This window comes from Brucella sp. JSBI001, from assembly GCF_026014005.1.
GTDB classification, from domain to species: Bacteria; Pseudomonadota; Alphaproteobacteria; order Rhizobiales; family Rhizobiaceae; genus Brucella; species Brucella anthropi.
Window position 1 is genome coordinate 3798754 of sequence record NZ_CP110339.1, and the last position, 15860, is coordinate 3814613.

Consider the following 15860-nt stretch of genomic DNA (forward strand, 5'->3'; position numbering starts at 1 on the left):
TCTTGATTTGCCCGCCTCACCTCGCGCAATGCTTGGATAGTGCGAGGCGCTTTTCGAAGGCCAACCAGCCTCCGACACACAAAAAGAAAACGGTCACCGAAACATCCGCCTCGGAACCGTTCGAATAGCCGTTCACAGAACTATAGCATTTCCATCAACCATTTCACGCGGAAAAATATGTCTCTGTCAACTGTGCCCTTAAGCGGCACCTATTGCGCGTTAACCGGCCAGCTCGCGGGCCACTTCTCCGGGCCTCCGGCATAATTGCCATCGCAATCGCCTTTTGAACGTTCCTGCACCAGAACGAAACGCACCCGGCCCTCGCCGCTGTCAGTAGCTTTCCAGACATCGTAAATGCCGCAATCTCCAAGCCCTCTCCCCTTGAAGAAGGCCGTCAGCGTCAAGGTTTTCTGGGCCCAGTCGATGTTCCATGCCGTGTCGGTCACAGTCGGGCCATCGTCGGAAATGGTCGGTAGCGAGATCGGCACAGTCTTGTTTTCGTAGCGGCTGTAGAAGGCATAAGGCTGATTGTAGGCGCCCGGCGATCCGCATGGCAGGCCGATAAGATCGAGGCCATCGGCAATCTTCGTCTCGAAACCGCCTGCATTGCGGAACGTGCCGGGGCTTGCCCCGCCACAGACCGCCGCCTCGTCGGAAAAATCCTTGCGGATGTCAGCCGGTATCTGCTCGATCGTTTCGATCAGCTTGAGCTGTGGCGGAACAGGCGCCGGTTTGCTGCCCTTGACCTGCAATGCCTCGACAGTTCCGTCGCGCGATTGCTGTTCGTCCACATAGATCAGCCCGCCGACAAGGCCCGAAAGCGAATAGGTCGAGGTCTTTCCGGCAAATTTCAGCTGCAGTTTCTGACCGTTCTTCATCCCGTCGAGCGCCTTGACCATATCGCCCGTATAATCCAGCTGATCGTCCTGCGCCTTCAAAGCCGAGACATCGACATCGAGCAGTGTTTGACCGTCGATGGAAATCTCCAACTTGCCAGTTTTCTGCGATGGATCGACATAGGAAAGCCGGAGTAGCGGCTTCGAGCCTGACTGGCTGCTGCGAAAGATGCCAAGCCCCGGCGCACCATCGCTTGCTACCGGCGTAAGGGTCAAAGTGCAGTTTTGCGCGAAATCGCACAGAACCAGCGTGTCGCGAACCTTCTTGAAAGCAGCCTGCGATTCCCCGCCCGCCAGAAACAGCAGTGTTGTGGCAATCAATGCCACAACAGCGGATTGACGATTTAAAGAGAGCATAAAACACTCCGTCAGTAAGAAATCGCTCTAATTATAATCAGACTATGCATGAATGTCGCAGAATCGGAAGTTCCCTTGCCGCCTGCCCATAATATTGCCTATAGCATGACGACCGGGAAAGGCTGAAAAGCGTCCGGTTTCTCTTTCTGCAATGACATATCCCGAACCGAGGTAATGATGACGCGCGTACAGGCCAATATGCTGCTGCTTCTGGCAGGCGTCATCTGGGGCATGGGTTTCGTCGCCCAATCGACGGCAATGGCCAGTATCGGCCCGTTTCTGTTCATCGGTATCCGCTCGGCAATCGCCGCCCTTACTGTCCTGCCATGGGCCGTAGCCGAGGGCCGTCGGGCGAAGACCAGCCTGAGCCGCTCGAACTATCTCTTCTTCATGTTCATCGGACTGAGCCTGTTCACCGGGCTTGTTCTCCAGCAGATCGGGCTCATCACCACATCCGTCACCAATGCCGGTTTTCTGACCGGGCTCTATGTCGTCATGGTGCCAGTGCTTGGCGTCGTCCTGTTTCGCACTTGGCCGCATCCTGTCGTCTGGCCGAGTGCGGCGGCATGTCTGGCAGGCATATTCCTGCTTTCCGGCGGAACGTTGACTGCGCTCAAGCAAGGTGACTGGCTGGTCATTTGCGGCGCGGTCTTCTGGGCCTTGCAGGTGGTCCTGATCAGCAGGGCAAACCGCGCAGGGCGACCGATAACGCTGAGCTGCATCCAGTTCGCAACCAGTGCCTTCGCAGGACTTGCGATCGCGTCCATGATCGAAGACTTCAACTGGACCGCCATCGCACTCACCTGGAAGGAAATTCTTTTCACCGGCGTCTTCTCGTCCGGCATTGCCTTCACCTTGCAGGCCATAGGACAGCGCTATACGACTTCCGCACAGGCCGCGATCTTCCTGTCGTCGGAAGCGCTTTTTGCGGCCCTGTTCGGTGCACTCTTCCTCGGCGAGCGGGTGACCTTCATAGGCTTTATCGGCTGCGGACTGATCTTCGCCGCCATGATGGCGGTGGAACTCATTCCCATGTTCTGGAAACGCAAGGCGGCGCTTATACCCGCCACCGAACCTGCCGAGTAACCCGGTCAGCCTTTGAAAATCAGGGCCGCGCCGCCTGCTATGAACGCAAAGCCCAGCAGATGGTGCCATGTAAAGGCTTCCTTGAGGTAGAACACCGAGAACAGGCTGAAGATCACCAGCGTGATGACTTCCTGAATGGTCTTGAGCTGCGCCGCTGAATAGACCTCGTGCCCGATGCGGTTGGCCGGAACCGCGAGGCAGTATTCGATCAGAGCGATGCCCCAGCTGATGAAAATGACGGTGACGAGTGGCGTGCTGGTGAATTTCAGATGCCCGTACCAGGCGAATGTCATGAAAACGTTCGAGCCGATGAGAAGCAGGATCGGCAGGACGCTCGGCGAAATCAGTGCTGACATGGAAATGACTTCAGGGACCGGGAGGATGTTGTCGGCGGCATGGCCCGAAACCGCTGCATGGTGATAGAACAAAGGCGGCATTTTGCCAATCCTGCGCGCTGGAGCGCGTTTCACTCCGGCCGGATTATGCTCTGGTCGCTGCCCTGATTACGCCACAGCACTTAACGCGAGCGCTGACTCTTCCTTTACGCTTCCAAGCTAATATTCGTGGAACGCCATCGGTCTGGTCTCCTGAAGAAAAGGTATGGACATGAGTTCTGCGTTGTCCGCCACCGCTCCAGTCAGCCGCCAGCGCTCCCGGTTGCGAGGTCTGGCCCCGTCATTATCCCTCGCCCTGCTGGCAATCATCGCCGGTTGTTCCGGTGAAAGCGCTCCGCGCCCGCAGGCCAGTGTCGGCAATTCCGACGTGATGGTTCCCGATGCACCGATTGCAAATGCTGCCCCGGTTGTAGACGCACCCGTCATGCAGGAGCCACAGCAAGAACGCATCGTCGGGCTTGCCGAGGAGGAAGAGAACCACGTCACGCAATCCACGCAGCAGAGCCAGCCGCAATATTCCGGCGACTATGGCTTCTCAGCCCCGATTCAAAATCCGGTAACAGCAGCCGAAAACATCTATACGATGTCCAATGCGGAAACCGCCTGCCGCACGCGCCTGAAACGGCTCGGCGTCGTCTTCAAGGAAAAACCGCCGATCTATCGCAGCAGTGCCTGCCAGATCGCAAATCCCATCGAGGTGTCCGGCTTCAACAGCGGCTCCATCGCGTTCAAACCGGCGGCAACGCTGAACTGTCAGGTGACCGAGGCCTTTGCCCGCTGGATCAAAGGCGACCTGCAACCTGCCTCGCGTATGCGCTATCTGTCCGGCGTGAGCACGATCTATAATGCCGGGGGCTATTCCTGCCGCACCATGAACAGCCGTCGCGGCGCGAAAATGTCGGAACATTCACGCGGCAACGCCATCGATGTCACCAAGATCGTGCTGAACAACGGCAAGAACATCATGGTGCGCAAGCCGGGCTTCTTCGCCTTTCGCGAAAAGGGCCTGCTCAACAGCGTTCGCTCCGATGCGTGCGGCTATTTCTCGACAGTTCTCGGCCCCGGCTATAACCCGGAACATGCCGATCACTTCCATTTCGACCTGATGCAGCGTCGCAGCGGCTATCGCGCTTGTAAATAGAGCATTTCCAGTAAAAGTACGAAGCGGTTTTGCGTAGGATAATGCGTGAAAACAAATAGATAGAGCGGTTCCAACCACCGGTTTTAACCGGAACCGCTCTAAATAAGCCCGGCGCAATGCCGGGCTTGACGATACTTTATTCCTCCGGCGGCACCGGCGTCGGCTTGCCGTTTTCATCCAGAGAAACCATGACGAATTCGCCATGGGTCACGAGATCCATCTGCTGGGTCAGGTAACGCTGTGCCCAGGCTTCCACCCGCAGCGTGATCGAGCTGCGCCCAACCCGCGTAATCTCGGTATAGACGCAGAGCGCGTCACCGATCTTCACCGGCTTGGCAAAGGACATTTCACGAACCGCTGCCGTCACCACGCGGCCCTTGGCGCGTTCTGCAGCACGAATGCCGGATGCGGAGTCCATCTGCGCCATCACCCAGCCGCCGAAAATATCGAACGCCGCATTCGCATCCTTGGGCATGGCCGGAACGCGCAATGTCAGCATGCCCTTCGGCGCATTGTCAGTATTCATCGAAGTCGGTCCTTAAGTGCTTGAGAGAGTCGCCCTTTAATATGAGACAAGCCCGCCACGAAGAAAAGTACCGCATGAAGCGCTTAAACCGTTAGTGTGAAAGCCGATTTCAAGAGGTCGATATTCATTAATCATGAATTGAAATCGAAAAATCGTGATGCACGTAAATAATAATCTTCATGTTATAAGTAATTAAAGAAAGTATATTAGAGGAATGACATATGAAACTATCGGTTAAGTCCTCCATAGTTACATTAGCACTTCTTGTTTCAACGAATGCTTATGCATCATCAGCAATTGTAACATCGACAATTAATCTTCGCGTCGGCCCGGGCACCCAGTACGGAACCATCGGGGCGATCCCGAATGGCGTCGGCATTACAGTGGCTGGCTGCACCAGCGGTTATGGCTGGTGTCAGGTGACCTATGGCGGCATGACCGGCTGGGCTGCATCGAGCTACATCGCCATTCAGACAGGCAACGGCTATACGACGAACGACAATTTCGGATCGACCGCCGCAGCGGTTGGCATACCGCTCATCGCAGGCATCGCCATCGGTTCGGCACTGGCGGCCAACAGCGGCCCCTATTGGGGACCCGGCTGGGGTCCAGGCCCTTATCGCGGCTGGAACGGTGGCGGCAATGTCTATAATGGCTGCATCGGGCGTAATTGCCAGTCGAACAGGGGACCAGCACGCCCACACTGGACGGACCGTCCCGGCTGGAACGATCATCCGGGCTATCATCCCGGTTTTGGCCCCGGCTTCGGGCATGGTTTTGGCCCCGGCCCTCGCATGCGTCCCGGCGGCAGGCTGTAAAGCCGCCTCTGGAACCACACCTCCTGACAACCTTCTGTCAGGAGCATCGCCGGATAGGGTAAGGGTGCGGAGGATTTCACCTTCGCACTCTTTTCATTTGGACGCTGAAAATCCATATTGGGGACATGGCTTCCTCAAAAGACAAACACTCCCAGGATTCGCACGACAAGGCTGGCGGCTTCGGTGAAGCACCACATTCAGGTGGTTTCGGCGAAATGCCTCAGGCCGAACTTTCCGGTGCGCCCCTTTCCGGCTCCATCGCCGGCCCCATCGCCGATTGGGCGAAGGAGATCGGCGACGAGGCTGCGAAACCACGCGCGAAAAACCCAAAACAACCCAAGAAAATTCCCGAGCGCAGCAAGGAAGCGTCGCGCAGCGGGCGCGGCACATCCATGGGTGGCGCTGCATCCGCCAAGGAGCGTGCAGCGGCTGGCCTCAATCCGGTTGCCGGTCTCGACATCAGTCTGGAAGACGCTGCCGGACTGAACCCGACCGGTGCGACCGCGACAGTTCAGGCCCTGTCGGACCTGATTGCCTCCGGCAATCCGCTGTTCAAGAACGGCGAACTCTGGACGCCTCACCGCCCGGCACGTCCAGATAAATCCGAAGGCGGCATCGCCATCGAGATGGAAACCAGTTTCGAACCCTCTGGCGACCAACCAACGGCTATTCGCGATTTGCTGGAAGGGCTGGACAACGACGACCGCACGCAGGTCCTGCTCGGTGTCACCGGTTCGGGCAAGACCTTCACCATGGCGCAGGTCATCCAGCGGACGCAGCGCCCTGCCCTGATCCTGGCGCCGAACAAGACTTTGGCCGCGCAGCTTTATGGCGAGTTCAAGAGCTTCTTTCCGAACAACGCCGTCGAATATTTCGTTTCCTACTACGATTATTACCAGCCGGAAGCCTATGTGCCGCGCTCGGACACTTATATCGAGAAGGAATCGTCCATCAACGAACAGATCGACCGGATGCGCCACTCGGCCACCCGCGCGCTGCTCGAACGCGACGATGTGATTATCGTCGCTTCCGTATCGTGCATCTACGGTATCGGATCGGTCGAAACCTATACGGCCATGACCTTCGAAATGAAGATCGGGGACCGGCTCGACCAGCGCCAGCTGCTCGCCGATCTCGTGGCCCAGCAATACAAGCGGCAAGACATCAATTTCGTGCGCGGCTCGTTTCGCGTGCGCGGCGACACGATCGAATTGTTCCCGGCTCACTTGGAAGATCGCGCCTGGCGCATTTCCCTTTTCGGCGATGAGATCGAGACCATCACCGAGTTCGACCCGCTCACCGGCCAGAAGACCGGCGATCTGAAATCGGTCAAGATTTATGCGAATTCGCACTATGTGACGCCGCGTCCGACCCTCAATCAGGCGATAAAGTCGATCAAGGAAGAGCTGAAGCATCGCCTTGTCGAACTGAACAATGCCGGGCGTCTGCTGGAAGCCCAGCGCCTCGACCAGCGCACGACATTCGATCTCGAAATGCTGGAAGCAACCGGTTCCTGTGCGGGTATCGAAAACTATTCACGCTATCTGACAGGCCGCAATCCCGGCGAGCCGCCTCCGACGCTGTTCGAATATATTCCGGACAATGCGCTGGTTTTCATCGACGAAAGCCACGTCACGGTTCCGCAGATCGGCGGCATGTATCGCGGCGACTTCCGCCGCAAGGCAACGCTTGCCGAATATGGTTTCCGCCTGCCATCCTGCATGGACAATCGCCCGCTTCGTTTCGAGGAATGGGACGCCATGCGCCCGCAGACCATTGCTGTTTCGGCAACGCCGGGCGGTTGGGAAATGGAAGAAGCTGGCGGCGTGTTCGCAGAACAGGTCATCCGCCCGACCGGGCTGATCGATCCGCCGGTCGAAATCCGCCCTGCCAAGTCGCAGGTCGATGATGTACTCGGCGAAATTCGTGAAACGGCACAGAAGGGTTACCGTACATTGGTCACAGTGCTGACCAAGCGCATGGCCGAAGACCTGACGGAATATCTGCATGAACAGGGCGTGCGCGTTCGCTACATGCATTCCGATATCGACACGCTGGAACGTATCGAAATCATTCGCGATCTGCGTCTCGGCGCCTTCGATGTGCTGGTTGGCATCAACCTCCTGCGCGAAGGTCTCGACATTCCGGAATGCGGCTTCGTCGCCATTCTCGATGCCGACAAGGAAGGCTTCCTGCGCTCGGAAACCTCACTGGTTCAGACCATTGGACGTGCAGCGCGTAACGTTGACGGCAAGGTCATTCTCTACGCCGACAATATTACCGGCTCGATGCAGCGCGCGATGGATGAAACCAGCCGCCGCCGTGAGAAGCAGGTTGCCTATAATGAAGAGCACGGCATCACGCCTGCCTCGGTGAAGAAGAATATCTCGGACATCCTCGGCTCAGTTTACGAGCGCGATCATGTCCGCGCGGATATTTCGGGCTTTGCGGAAGAAGGCGCGATGATGGGCAACAATCTTGCCGCCCATCTGGAGCATCTGGAAAAGCAGATGCGCGACGCCGCTGCCGATCTCGACTTCGAAAAGGCCGCGCGCCTGCGCGACGAAATCAAGCGGCTGCGTGAGACGGAACTGGCTATTGCCGACGACCCGCTGGCACGCGAGTTTGAGGCGGGCGATGCAGGTGCAAGCCGCAACAAGGGCAAGCCCACCGGCAATTCACGTTTCCGCAAGCCGGCGCTGGATGAAATGGGCGCTGATACCACGCGCCCGCTTGGCAAGTCGTCTTTGTTCCAGAAGCCATCGCTTGACGATATGGGACCGGGCACCGACATGGCAAAACCGCTCTTCCGCAAGAACACGCTTGATGAGATGACGGTCAAGCGGACCGAAGTGCCAAGTGGCGGCGACGATGCGGCGATCCGCCGTGAGCGCGCAGGCATCGGGTCTTACGAGGACCCTGCCGAAACAGCGCGCAAGAAACGCCGCCCCGGCAAGACAGGCCGACCGGGACGGTGACCGAGATCGTTGATTATGTGTTGGAAGACTTACCGGTCTTCCAACACATCACGAACGGCCATTCGATTTTCTATATTCAGCGGCACTGCCCGCCATTCATAATGCGATAGCCTGCACGGTCGGCTTCGCAACGATTGGGGAAAGTGCGCCTGTCGTTCCCACGGCGTGCACAAACAGGCATATATTCCCGCGTGCAAGCACCCGCGCCCGGCCTGCCCGGTCTGTTGCCCTGATGCGGCGGACGCATGCCGCCTTCGCCGCCCCATCCCGGACCCGGTCTTGATGAGCACTGGCCATTTGCGATGACGCGATAGCCCTCAGCTCTTGCCTGACAGGAATTGCCGAAGGTCTTGCGCGAAGAACCGCGCGTGGCGCAGACGGGAGCATAGATCATCGGGCACATCTGCGGCTGTGACGGTCCAGGGCGAATCGGCGGACGATAATCCGGGCCGCCTTCGGCAACACAACCGGCGAGAAGCAGAGCGCCCGCAAGCACAGCCAATTGTCTGAATCGATGAAACTGCATTTTCCTCTCCCTTGTCCGGATAAATCCGATCTGTCCCGGACACTAAAATGGCGCAACCTACGATAAGAGCAAGTCTTTTCGCAAAAGTGCAAAACCTTGCAGACCATATCGACAACCCGCCCATATAGGTTACTTTGGCCGATGTTGAGGGGCGGAACAGGCAGCATGAATCGTTATCGGCACGGCATAGCATTTATCCTGGCTTCGCAGCTTTTCAGCCTGCCTTCCGGCGTGGCTGCATCCTATGCGGCGAGCGAGCCGAACCCGCCAGTCTATGCGCCGCCTTTACCGCCGGAGAAGAAAGTCCCGACCGTCGGCCGCATCTGCCAGCTCATCGGTGCCAATGCCGACATCCACGGCATCCCGCGCGACTTCTTCGCCCGGCTGATCTGGAAAGAAAGCCGGTTCGATCACAACGCGGTCAGCCCTGTCGGCGCTGAAGGCATTGCGCAGTTCATGCCTTATACTGCTAAGGAGCGTGGGCTTGCCGACCCTTTCGACATAGAACAGGCCATCCCCGCATCGGCGAGTTTCCTGCGCGACCTTAAAGGCGCTTTCGGCAATTGGGGCCTTGCAGCCGCCGCCTATAATGCAGGGGCCGGGCGTGTTTCCAGCTGGATGCGGTCCGGTGGATTTCTGCCGCTCGAAACTGAAAATTACGTGCTGGACATTACCGGCGCACCTGCCGATGACTTCGCGGCAGGCAAGGAGGTCGTGAACCGCCCGCTCGATCCCAAGCTCGCCTTCGTCGATGCCTGCAAGCGCCTGCCGATCATCCGCAGCGCCACAATTCCGATGTCGCGCGTGAAACCCAAGCCATGGGGCATTCAGGTCGCTGGCAATTTCCGCCGCAGCGCGGCGGCCAATCAATGGGTGCGCCTGCGCAAACAGTTCAGCGCCGTGCTGGCAGGCCACGACCCCGTTATCAGCCGGATACGGACGCCGATGGGACGCCGTGGCATCTATGCAGTACGCATCGGCGCTAACAGCCGCGGAGAAGCCGACAGCATCTGTGCGAAGCTGCGCGCCGCCGGTGGCGCATGCATAGTTTCGCGCAATCGATGAAAATACCAGGACATATCCGTTTAAATTCGCGATATATTAGGGTTAGCCTGTTCTATTTTGGGATTGAGTCGATGATTTTCTTGAAACAATCGTAAAAAATTCTGACGATACCGGTTCAAAGATAACCAATCATGTTCCCCCCAAAGAATTTGCTTGCCAAATACCGCTTCATAGATCAGTCTCCACCTGTTCGGGCATTTAGCGAACAAATGGAAGACTGGAAGAACGGCGCGCCGGGGCCGCTATAAGTTCCGGGTCGAAGGCTCCCCTTCGGCAATGATCGGTTCCTTCCCAATGTCGAGAACTGCCTGCATAACCCTCTGCCGGGTGTGTGGTGCGCTTGGCAGAATTTGTAATACCACTGTCTCCACAAGAGCAGTGGCGCCAAGGAAAAGGAACGGATCCCATGGCACAGACCGGACTGGTCAAATTCTTCAATACCGAAAAAGGTTTCGGTTTCATCAAGCCGGACGACGGTGGCGCTGACATCTTCGTACACATTTCTGCTGTACAGGCTTCTGGCCTCACTGGCCTCGCAGACAATCAGAAGGTTTCCTACGAGACGGAACCGGATCGTCGCGGCAAAGGCCCGAAGGCCGTGAACATCACCGTTACCGGCTGATCGTTCATAAAAGAACCTACCACTTGCCCCGGCTTTTGCCGGGGTTTTTTATTGCCGGTATGCAACCCTGAACGGATCATCATTCAGGCGCGAAATATTACAGATGCTGCAAGTAATTGACCGGAAACTGACAGCTTTCCATCGCCCTTCACCATTGTTCAGCCTCCATTCATGTCGAAACAGTTAATTAGTTATTCATAAACGATACGTGTGTGCCCGTTCGGCGAGCGTATCGGAGAAATTACAGTCGAGCTTCTGAAGGAGCGAACAATGAACCGATTTGCGAAAACAGCCATTCTGGCAGCGGCATCCCTTGCGGCTGTTGCCGCACCGCTTGCAACAGCATCGGCAGATTCCTGGGGCCGCCATGGCTGGGATCGTGGCGGCTGGGATCGACCCTACTACCGCGACCGGCATCGCAACCATGGCGACGCCGTTGCCGCAGGTGTGATCGGTCTTGCAGCAGGTGCCCTCATCGGCAGCGCGCTGAGCCAGCCGCAACCGACCTACGTGCAGCCTGCCCCGGTCTATGCACCGCCTCCGCCGCCGCCAGCTTATTACCCGGCAGCCCCGGCTCGTCAGGCGACTTATTATCGCTCAAGCTATGAGCCATGGAGCCGTGGCTGGTACCAGTATTGCGCCGACCGTTACCGGTCATTCAATCCGAATACCGGCACCTATCGCGGTTATGACGGACGCGATCACTTCTGCTCCGCAAATTAAAGCACATCCCGAAAAGTGTGAAACGGTTTTCGGATAAGATGCGCGCCAAAACAAGTGATTAGAGCACCGATCTGCTTCAACCAGATCGGTGCTCCAAAGCAAACCATCCCGATGAAAAGCCGCCTTTAAAGGCGGCTTTTTTTATGCATATCCGATGTCGTTCAAAAATGGATTGGAGCGCCGTTCATCACCGAACCTACCGCCGGGACCATGCCCGCAAATGAAACCGATATCGTCCCCGAGCGGCAGCAGCTTTTTCTTGATGGAGCGAATCAGCGCCGCGTGATCACCGCCTGGCAGATCAGTGCGCCCGACCGAGCCGTTGAAAAGCACATCACCGACTATCGCAAACCGCGCTTCGGGGTTGAAGAACACGACGTGCCCCGGCGCATGGCCCGGCGTGTGGAAGACGTCGAATTCATGCCCGGCGACGGAAACCTTGTCACCTTCGTCCAGCCAGCGGTCCGGCGTAACATTGCGCACGCCTTCAGTGATGCCATATTTTAGGCCGGTCGCTTCCAGATTATCGAGCAGGAACTTATCATCCCTGTGCGGGCCGATAATGTCCACATTCAGGGCTTCCTTGAGATCAAGGGCTGCCGCAGCATGATCGATATGGCCATGCGTGATCCAGATGGCCTCGACATCGATCCCTTGGGAATCAATCGCCTCGCGGATGCGATCCAGGTCACCGCCCGGATCGATCACGACACCCTTCTTGGTCTCGCCATCGAACAGAATGGTGCAATTCTGCTGGAAAGGCGTGACGGGAACGATGATGGCCTGCAATTGCCCCATAGTCTTACTCCACTTGAATAAATAGCGGTCCGGAAGGTGCTTTCTGACACAGAGATAGTGTCCTGTGCCCGTCAGGTGAAGCTTTAAATAGATACGGGCGGCTGATAGCCGCCCGTTTTCCCTCTCCAGGATTGTCCGAGGCGCTTTCTCCGAAAACCGTTTCACGGTTTCCGGGATAGGCCCGACAGTTCGTCTTACCGGTTGTCCCCACAACCATGCGGTCTCCAGAGCGCGTTTCGATCTGATTGAATCAGACCGGCGCTCCAACTGTTTGCTTTCACGCACATGTTACCCGATCGAAGCGGGATCAGAAATCAGTCCAGTGGACTGATTTCCCTGCGTAGGCGTTTCACACTTCTCGGGATGTCTTAGTGCGTCAGGCCTTGGCGGCCATCGCGTTCTTGATCAGGCCGACAACGGCCGTGAGCACGATACCGCCAATGCCGCCGCCTGCCAGCTGACCAACAACACCGTTGAGAACGGAATCGAGGCCACCGCCAGACAACATCGGAAGCAGCTGCCCGAGGATGACACCACCGATGCCGCCTGCCACCGTGTTACCCGTGGTGCCCAGACTGATATTCTTCACTGCTCCGGCGATGTTGCCACCAACCGCGCCAGCCACAAGCTGGAGAATGATAGGTAGTAGAGATTCCATAATCGTCACCCCATCTGAGTTTTAAACCGGAGTAGCGCGACTCCGGTAAAAAAATCTTGTGCCGAAACTTTCCAATGTCAAACAATAAGCGACGGAATAACAAAAAAGCGGCCCTAAGACCGCTCTTTTTCTGTTTAAAACTTGGTTCGGCACCTACTATTCGGCTGCCGCCCGCTTTGGCTGAACTTCCGCAGAATAGTCATTCATTAGAACATTTGTAATTTCGGAAGGTTTGAAACGGTATTGACCGATCTCGGATACCGGCGTCACTTCCGCTGCTGTTCCGCACAGGAAGCATTCGGAGAAACCGGCAAGTTCTTCCGGCATGATTGCCCGCTCGATGACTTCAATGCCGCGGCGCTTGGCAAGATCAATGACCGTGCGACGCGTAATACCGTCAAGGAAGCAGTCAGGCTTCGGCGTATGCAGTGCGCCGTCCTTCACGAAGAAGACGTTTGCACCGGTTGCTTCCGCAACCTGTCCGCGCCAGTCGAGCATCAATGCATCGGCATAGCCCTTGGCTTCGGCGGCGTGCTTGGAGATCGTGCAGATCATATAGAGACCGGCAGCCTTCGAGCGCGAGGGCGCAGTGCGCGGGTCCGGGCGGCAATATTCAGCGATATCGAGCCGGATGCCCTTCATCTTTTCTTCGGGCGAGAAATAGCTCGGCCATTGCCAGATGGCGATGGCAAGATGAATGCGGTTGTTCTGCGCCGAGACCCCCAGTGACTCCGAACCGCGCCAGGCAATCGGGCGAACATAGGCGTCTTCAAAACCCTGCTTCTTCAGAAGCTCGCGGCAGGCATCGTTGATTTCTGCAACGCTGAAAGGAATCTCGAAACCGAGAATGCGTGCAGATTCATGCAGGCGTTCGGTATGCTCATTGAGCTTGAAGATCTCGCCGCCATAGGCGCGTTCGCCTTCAAACACGGCGCTCGCATAATGCAGACCATGGGTCAGCACGTGGATTTTTGCATCTTTCCAGTCGACGAATTCTCCGTCCAGCCAGATAAATCCGTCCCGTTGATCGAATGGAATCGCAGCCATTTTCTTGCTCCTAAATATTTCATCGAGCATTTCTTTTTTCAGGATGAAACCTTGGAAATGCCCTGTCTATGCATTTTGACGCGCATCCCGAAAATCGCCTCATACTTTTCGGGATGCGCCTCAGCAGCGCTGTCTCGATCTGGTTTCAGGTCGACTTCAGACCAGATAAACTTCTCCGCATCCCGTCTTCCCCAGCTAAATCGATATAACTGGTGAGACGGCCACCTTTTCCTGCGTAATTGCTGGCCTTTTTGTTCAAAATGCTTTGAGGTCACGCAAACATATTGCGCGAATCCCAGGCGGAGCATGCATGGAAAGAAAATAAATCCTCCACAGGGTTCGAATATTGCGACAACCATTCCATCACCAACCCATTGAGACGGTGGCGGGTAGCCCGTTAGCGCAATTATTCCTCCTCCTTGCACGTATCAGCGCAAACATTATTCCAAAAAAGCCAGCTCACACTTATCGAAAATTATCTGGGCGATTGAATTATGTCAATAATGCTGACATATTTAACGCAACAGAACGGAGCACAGATGTGAATTCGACGAACGATATGAATTATATAAGCAATCCGTTGACGGCTGAGGAGGCGGCCGACCTCAACGTGATCGAACTACTGTTTTTTTCCTATCGCGACTTTACCGCCGACCCTGATCTTATTCTGGAAAAGATCGGATTCGGGCGGGCGCATCACCGTGTTCTCTACTTCATCAACCGAAAGCCCGGCATGACGGTTGCCGAGCTGCTGGAGGTCCTGCGGATCACCAAGCAGAGCCTGTCGCGCGTGCTTAAACAGTTGATCGATACGGGGCATGTGGTTCAGGCCACCGGCCTTCACGACCGCCGCCACCGCAAGCTTTATCCGACCAAGAGCGGCCGCCAGCTCACGCTTGCCCTCGCCCTTCCGCAGTCACGACGCATCGCACGTGCACTGGAGGACTGTGCGCCGCAGGACCGGGAAGTCATCGAGCGCTTCCTCTATAATATGGTCAACCCCGAGCGGCGCGCCCAGATCGACGAGTTTTCTGCCGAAGATAGTTCGACCAGACATCTCTGAACCGAGTGACACTGGGCTTGAGTGTTACGTCTAGTTGCACAAAGTGTCTGAATAAAAAAACGTCAGGCCGTGGCGAAAATGGTGGGTTTCGAGAACCGGAGCGCAGTGTACTGCTAAGCATAGTCCCGAAAAGTTGTAGACTTTTCGGATAAGATTATGCGTCTGAGCAAGTACATGAGCACCGGAAGCGCAGAAAAACGCTGTTTGCGAGCCAAGGTATGGCGACTTTTGGATCAGACAATAAGTGCTTGTATAAAAACAGGTCCACGCAGGCAGTGAATGGACGTGCCGCATTCCAGTCGATAATATGTGCACCAAAGCATCGGGCATAAGCTGGAATGCTGAAGTAAAATTATCGGAATGGGATCGAAAGACGCCATGGCTGTAGAAGAAGAAAAGACGCTCTCGGACGACGCGCCACATCTCCTCGTCGTTGACGACGATACGCGTATCCGCAGCCTTCTCTCACAATATCTGACCAATAGCGGATTCCGTGTCACCATGGCTGGAAGCGCTGCCGAAGCGCGCCGCAAACTGGAAGGCATCGATTTCGATCTGCTGATCCTCGACGTCATGATGCCGGGAGAAACCGGCGTTTCGCTGACGCGATCGCTGCGCGAGCAGAAGAACGTCCCCATCCTGATGCTGACGGCATTGTCGGAAACCGACAGCCGCATCGACGGTCTGGCTGCCGGAGCGGACGATTATCTGCCCAAGCCGTTCGATCCCCGCGAGCTGACGCTTCGCATCAACAATATCCTGCGCCGCGGCGCGCCACCCGCACAGCCGAAAATCGAGCAGATCGTGTTCGGCCCCTATACTTTCTTCATCCCGCGCCGCGAGCTGAAAAAGGGTACGGAAACCATCAAGCTGACGGATCGTGAGCAGGATATCATGGCGATTTTCGCCGAGCGTGCCGGCGAGACGATCCCCCGCCATGAGCTGACCGGTCAGGATGGCGATGTCGGTGAACGCACGATCGACGTCCAGATCAATCGCCTTCGCCGCAAGATCGAGCAGGACCCGGCCAATCCGGTCTGGCTCCAGACCGTGCGCGGTATCGGCTACAAGCTCAGCATCGAATAGCAACCATCGGCAATCAGGAATATCGCGATCAGAAAATGGTGTTTTCTCAAAACGCAGGGCGGCATGTACCAAAGG

Annotated in this window: 17 protein-coding genes; 9 read left to right on the plus strand and 8 right to left on the minus strand. The window is 56.6% G+C overall.

Annotated features, from left to right (window positions below; all coding sequences use genetic code 11):
* Positions 1-209 precede the first annotated feature (209 nt).
* Complete coding sequence (locus LJ361_RS18010; protein WP_010659646.1) at positions 210-1253, minus strand: DUF1176 domain-containing protein; 1044 nt, start codon at positions 1251-1253, stop codon at positions 210-212.
* A gap of 177 nt (positions 1254-1430) precedes the next feature.
* Here LJ361_RS18010 and LJ361_RS18015 point away from each other — a divergent pair, with 177 nt between their 5' ends.
* The gene (locus LJ361_RS18015; RefSeq protein ID WP_010659645.1) at positions 1431-2339 is read left to right on the plus strand and encodes a DMT family transporter; all 909 of its coding nucleotides are present in this window, start codon (positions 1431-1433) and stop codon (positions 2337-2339) included.
* A 5-nt stretch (positions 2340-2344) separates the two neighbouring features.
* Here LJ361_RS18015 and LJ361_RS18020 read toward each other — a convergent pair whose 3' ends face one another.
* Complete coding sequence (locus LJ361_RS18020) at positions 2345-2695, minus strand: DMT family protein (protein WP_010659644.1); 351 nt, start codon at positions 2693-2695, stop codon at positions 2345-2347.
* A gap of 250 nt (positions 2696-2945) precedes the next feature.
* Between LJ361_RS18020 and LJ361_RS18025 the strand changes: the two genes are divergently transcribed.
* A complete protein-coding gene (locus tag LJ361_RS18025; protein ID WP_010659643.1) occupies positions 2946-3875 on the plus strand; it encodes an extensin family protein in 930 nt (309 codons plus the stop codon).
* Between the two features lie 136 nt (positions 3876-4011).
* Here the strand turns inward: LJ361_RS18025 and LJ361_RS18030 are convergent, their stop codons facing one another.
* Complete coding sequence (locus LJ361_RS18030) at positions 4012-4401, minus strand: acyl-CoA thioesterase (protein ID WP_010659642.1); 390 nt, start codon at positions 4399-4401, stop codon at positions 4012-4014.
* Between the two features lie 221 nt (positions 4402-4622).
* Between LJ361_RS18030 and LJ361_RS18035 the strand changes: the two genes are divergently transcribed.
* Both LJ361_RS18035 and uvrB read left to right on the plus strand, forming a co-directional pair.
* Positions 4623-5219, plus strand: a complete 597-nt coding sequence (locus LJ361_RS18035; protein WP_010659641.1) for an SH3 domain-containing protein — start codon at positions 4623-4625, stop codon at positions 5217-5219.
* Positions 5220-5434: 215 nt separating this feature from the next.
* The gene (uvrB, locus tag LJ361_RS18040) at positions 5435-8197 is read left to right on the plus strand and encodes an excinuclease ABC subunit UvrB (RefSeq protein ID WP_376749532.1); all 2763 of its coding nucleotides are present in this window, start codon (positions 5435-5437) and stop codon (positions 8195-8197) included.
* A gap of 76 nt (positions 8198-8273) precedes the next feature.
* Here the strand turns inward: uvrB and LJ361_RS18045 are convergent, their stop codons facing one another.
* Positions 8274-8723, minus strand: coding sequence for a Kazal-type serine protease inhibitor family protein (locus LJ361_RS18045; protein WP_010659639.1), 450 nt, complete (start codon positions 8721-8723; stop codon positions 8274-8276).
* 165 nt (positions 8724-8888) lie between these two features.
* Between LJ361_RS18045 and LJ361_RS18050 the strand changes: the two genes are divergently transcribed.
* The 3 genes from LJ361_RS18050 (at position 8889) to LJ361_RS18060 (ending at position 11133) form a co-directional block, all read left to right on the plus strand.
* Entirely contained in the window at positions 8889-9788 is a 900-nt protein-coding gene (locus tag LJ361_RS18050; protein ID WP_010659638.1) for an SPOR domain-containing protein, read from the plus strand.
* A 406-nt stretch (positions 9789-10194) separates the two neighbouring features.
* Complete coding sequence (locus LJ361_RS18055) at positions 10195-10410, plus strand: cold-shock protein (protein ID WP_010659637.1); 216 nt, start codon at positions 10195-10197, stop codon at positions 10408-10410.
* Between the two features lie 270 nt (positions 10411-10680).
* On the plus strand, positions 10681-11133 hold the full coding sequence (locus LJ361_RS18060) for a BA14K family protein (RefSeq protein WP_010659636.1): 453 nt from the start codon (positions 10681-10683) through the stop codon (positions 11131-11133).
* A 141-nt stretch (positions 11134-11274) separates the two neighbouring features.
* On the opposite strand, the gene LJ361_RS18065 is transcribed toward LJ361_RS18060, so the two are convergent.
* The 4 genes from LJ361_RS18065 to LJ361_RS18080 form a co-directional block, all read right to left on the minus strand.
* Positions 11275-11931, minus strand: a complete 657-nt coding sequence (locus LJ361_RS18065; protein WP_010659635.1) for an MBL fold metallo-hydrolase — start codon at positions 11929-11931, stop codon at positions 11275-11277.
* A 376-nt stretch (positions 11932-12307) separates the two neighbouring features.
* Positions 12308-12589: a hypothetical protein gene (locus tag LJ361_RS18070; RefSeq protein ID WP_010659634.1), complete on the minus strand. Its 282-nt coding sequence runs from the start codon at positions 12587-12589 to the stop codon at positions 12308-12310.
* 156 nt (positions 12590-12745) lie between these two features.
* Positions 12746-13636, minus strand: coding sequence for a branched-chain amino acid aminotransferase (locus LJ361_RS18075; protein WP_010659633.1), 891 nt, complete (start codon positions 13634-13636; stop codon positions 12746-12748).
* A gap of 38 nt (positions 13637-13674) precedes the next feature.
* A complete protein-coding gene (locus LJ361_RS18080) occupies positions 13675-13995 on the minus strand; it encodes a hypothetical protein (RefSeq protein ID WP_162998230.1) in 321 nt (106 codons plus the stop codon).
* A 182-nt stretch (positions 13996-14177) separates the two neighbouring features.
* Between LJ361_RS18080 and LJ361_RS18085 the strand changes: the two genes are divergently transcribed.
* Positions 14178-14699, plus strand: a complete 522-nt coding sequence (locus LJ361_RS18085; RefSeq protein WP_010659631.1) for a MarR family winged helix-turn-helix transcriptional regulator — start codon at positions 14178-14180, stop codon at positions 14697-14699.
* 378 nt (positions 14700-15077) lie between these two features.
* Positions 15078-15785, plus strand: coding sequence for a response regulator (locus tag LJ361_RS18090; RefSeq protein WP_012091674.1), 708 nt, complete (start codon positions 15078-15080; stop codon positions 15783-15785).
* Positions 15786-15860 lie beyond the last annotated feature (75 nt).

What these genes read in the sequence shown, in the direction of transcription:
- LJ361_RS18055 (WP_010659637.1), top strand. Translation starts at nt 10,195, where the DNA reads ATGGCACAGACCGGACTGGTCAAATTCTTCAATACCGAAAAAGGTTTC.
- LJ361_RS18030 (WP_010659642.1), bottom strand. Translation starts at nt 4,401, where the DNA reads ATGAATACTGACAATGCGCCGAAGGGCATGCTGACATTGCGCGTTCCG.
- LJ361_RS18050 (WP_010659638.1), top strand. Translation starts at nt 8,889, where the DNA reads ATGAATCGTTATCGGCACGGCATAGCATTTATCCTGGCTTCGCAGCTT.
- LJ361_RS18060 (WP_010659636.1), top strand. Translation starts at nt 10,681, where the DNA reads ATGAACCGATTTGCGAAAACAGCCATTCTGGCAGCGGCATCCCTTGCG.
- LJ361_RS18045 (WP_010659639.1), bottom strand. Translation starts at nt 8,723, where the DNA reads ATGCAGTTTCATCGATTCAGACAATTGGCTGTGCTTGCGGGCGCTCTG.
- LJ361_RS18015 (WP_010659645.1), top strand. Translation starts at nt 1,431, where the DNA reads ATGACGCGCGTACAGGCCAATATGCTGCTGCTTCTGGCAGGCGTCATC.
- LJ361_RS18035 (WP_010659641.1), top strand. Translation starts at nt 4,623, where the DNA reads ATGAAACTATCGGTTAAGTCCTCCATAGTTACATTAGCACTTCTTGTT.
- LJ361_RS18020 (WP_010659644.1), bottom strand. Translation starts at nt 2,695, where the DNA reads ATGTCAGCACTGATTTCGCCGAGCGTCCTGCCGATCCTGCTTCTCATC.
- LJ361_RS18025 (WP_010659643.1), top strand. Translation starts at nt 2,946, where the DNA reads ATGAGTTCTGCGTTGTCCGCCACCGCTCCAGTCAGCCGCCAGCGCTCC.
- LJ361_RS18080 (WP_162998230.1), bottom strand. Translation starts at nt 13,995, where the DNA reads ATGGTTGTCGCAATATTCGAACCCTGTGGAGGATTTATTTTCTTTCCA.
- LJ361_RS18065 (WP_010659635.1), bottom strand. Translation starts at nt 11,931, where the DNA reads ATGGGGCAATTGCAGGCCATCATCGTTCCCGTCACGCCTTTCCAGCAG.
- LJ361_RS18010 (WP_010659646.1), bottom strand. Translation starts at nt 1,253, where the DNA reads ATGCTCTCTTTAAATCGTCAATCCGCTGTTGTGGCATTGATTGCCACA.
- LJ361_RS18070 (WP_010659634.1), bottom strand. Translation starts at nt 12,589, where the DNA reads ATGGAATCTCTACTACCTATCATTCTCCAGCTTGTGGCTGGCGCGGTT.
- LJ361_RS18075 (WP_010659633.1), bottom strand. Translation starts at nt 13,636, where the DNA reads ATGGCTGCGATTCCATTCGATCAACGGGACGGATTTATCTGGCTGGAC.
- uvrB (WP_376749532.1), top strand. Translation starts at nt 5,435, where the DNA reads ATGCCTCAGGCCGAACTTTCCGGTGCGCCCCTTTCCGGCTCCATCGCC.
- LJ361_RS18090 (WP_012091674.1), top strand. Translation starts at nt 15,078, where the DNA reads ATGGCTGTAGAAGAAGAAAAGACGCTCTCGGACGACGCGCCACATCTC.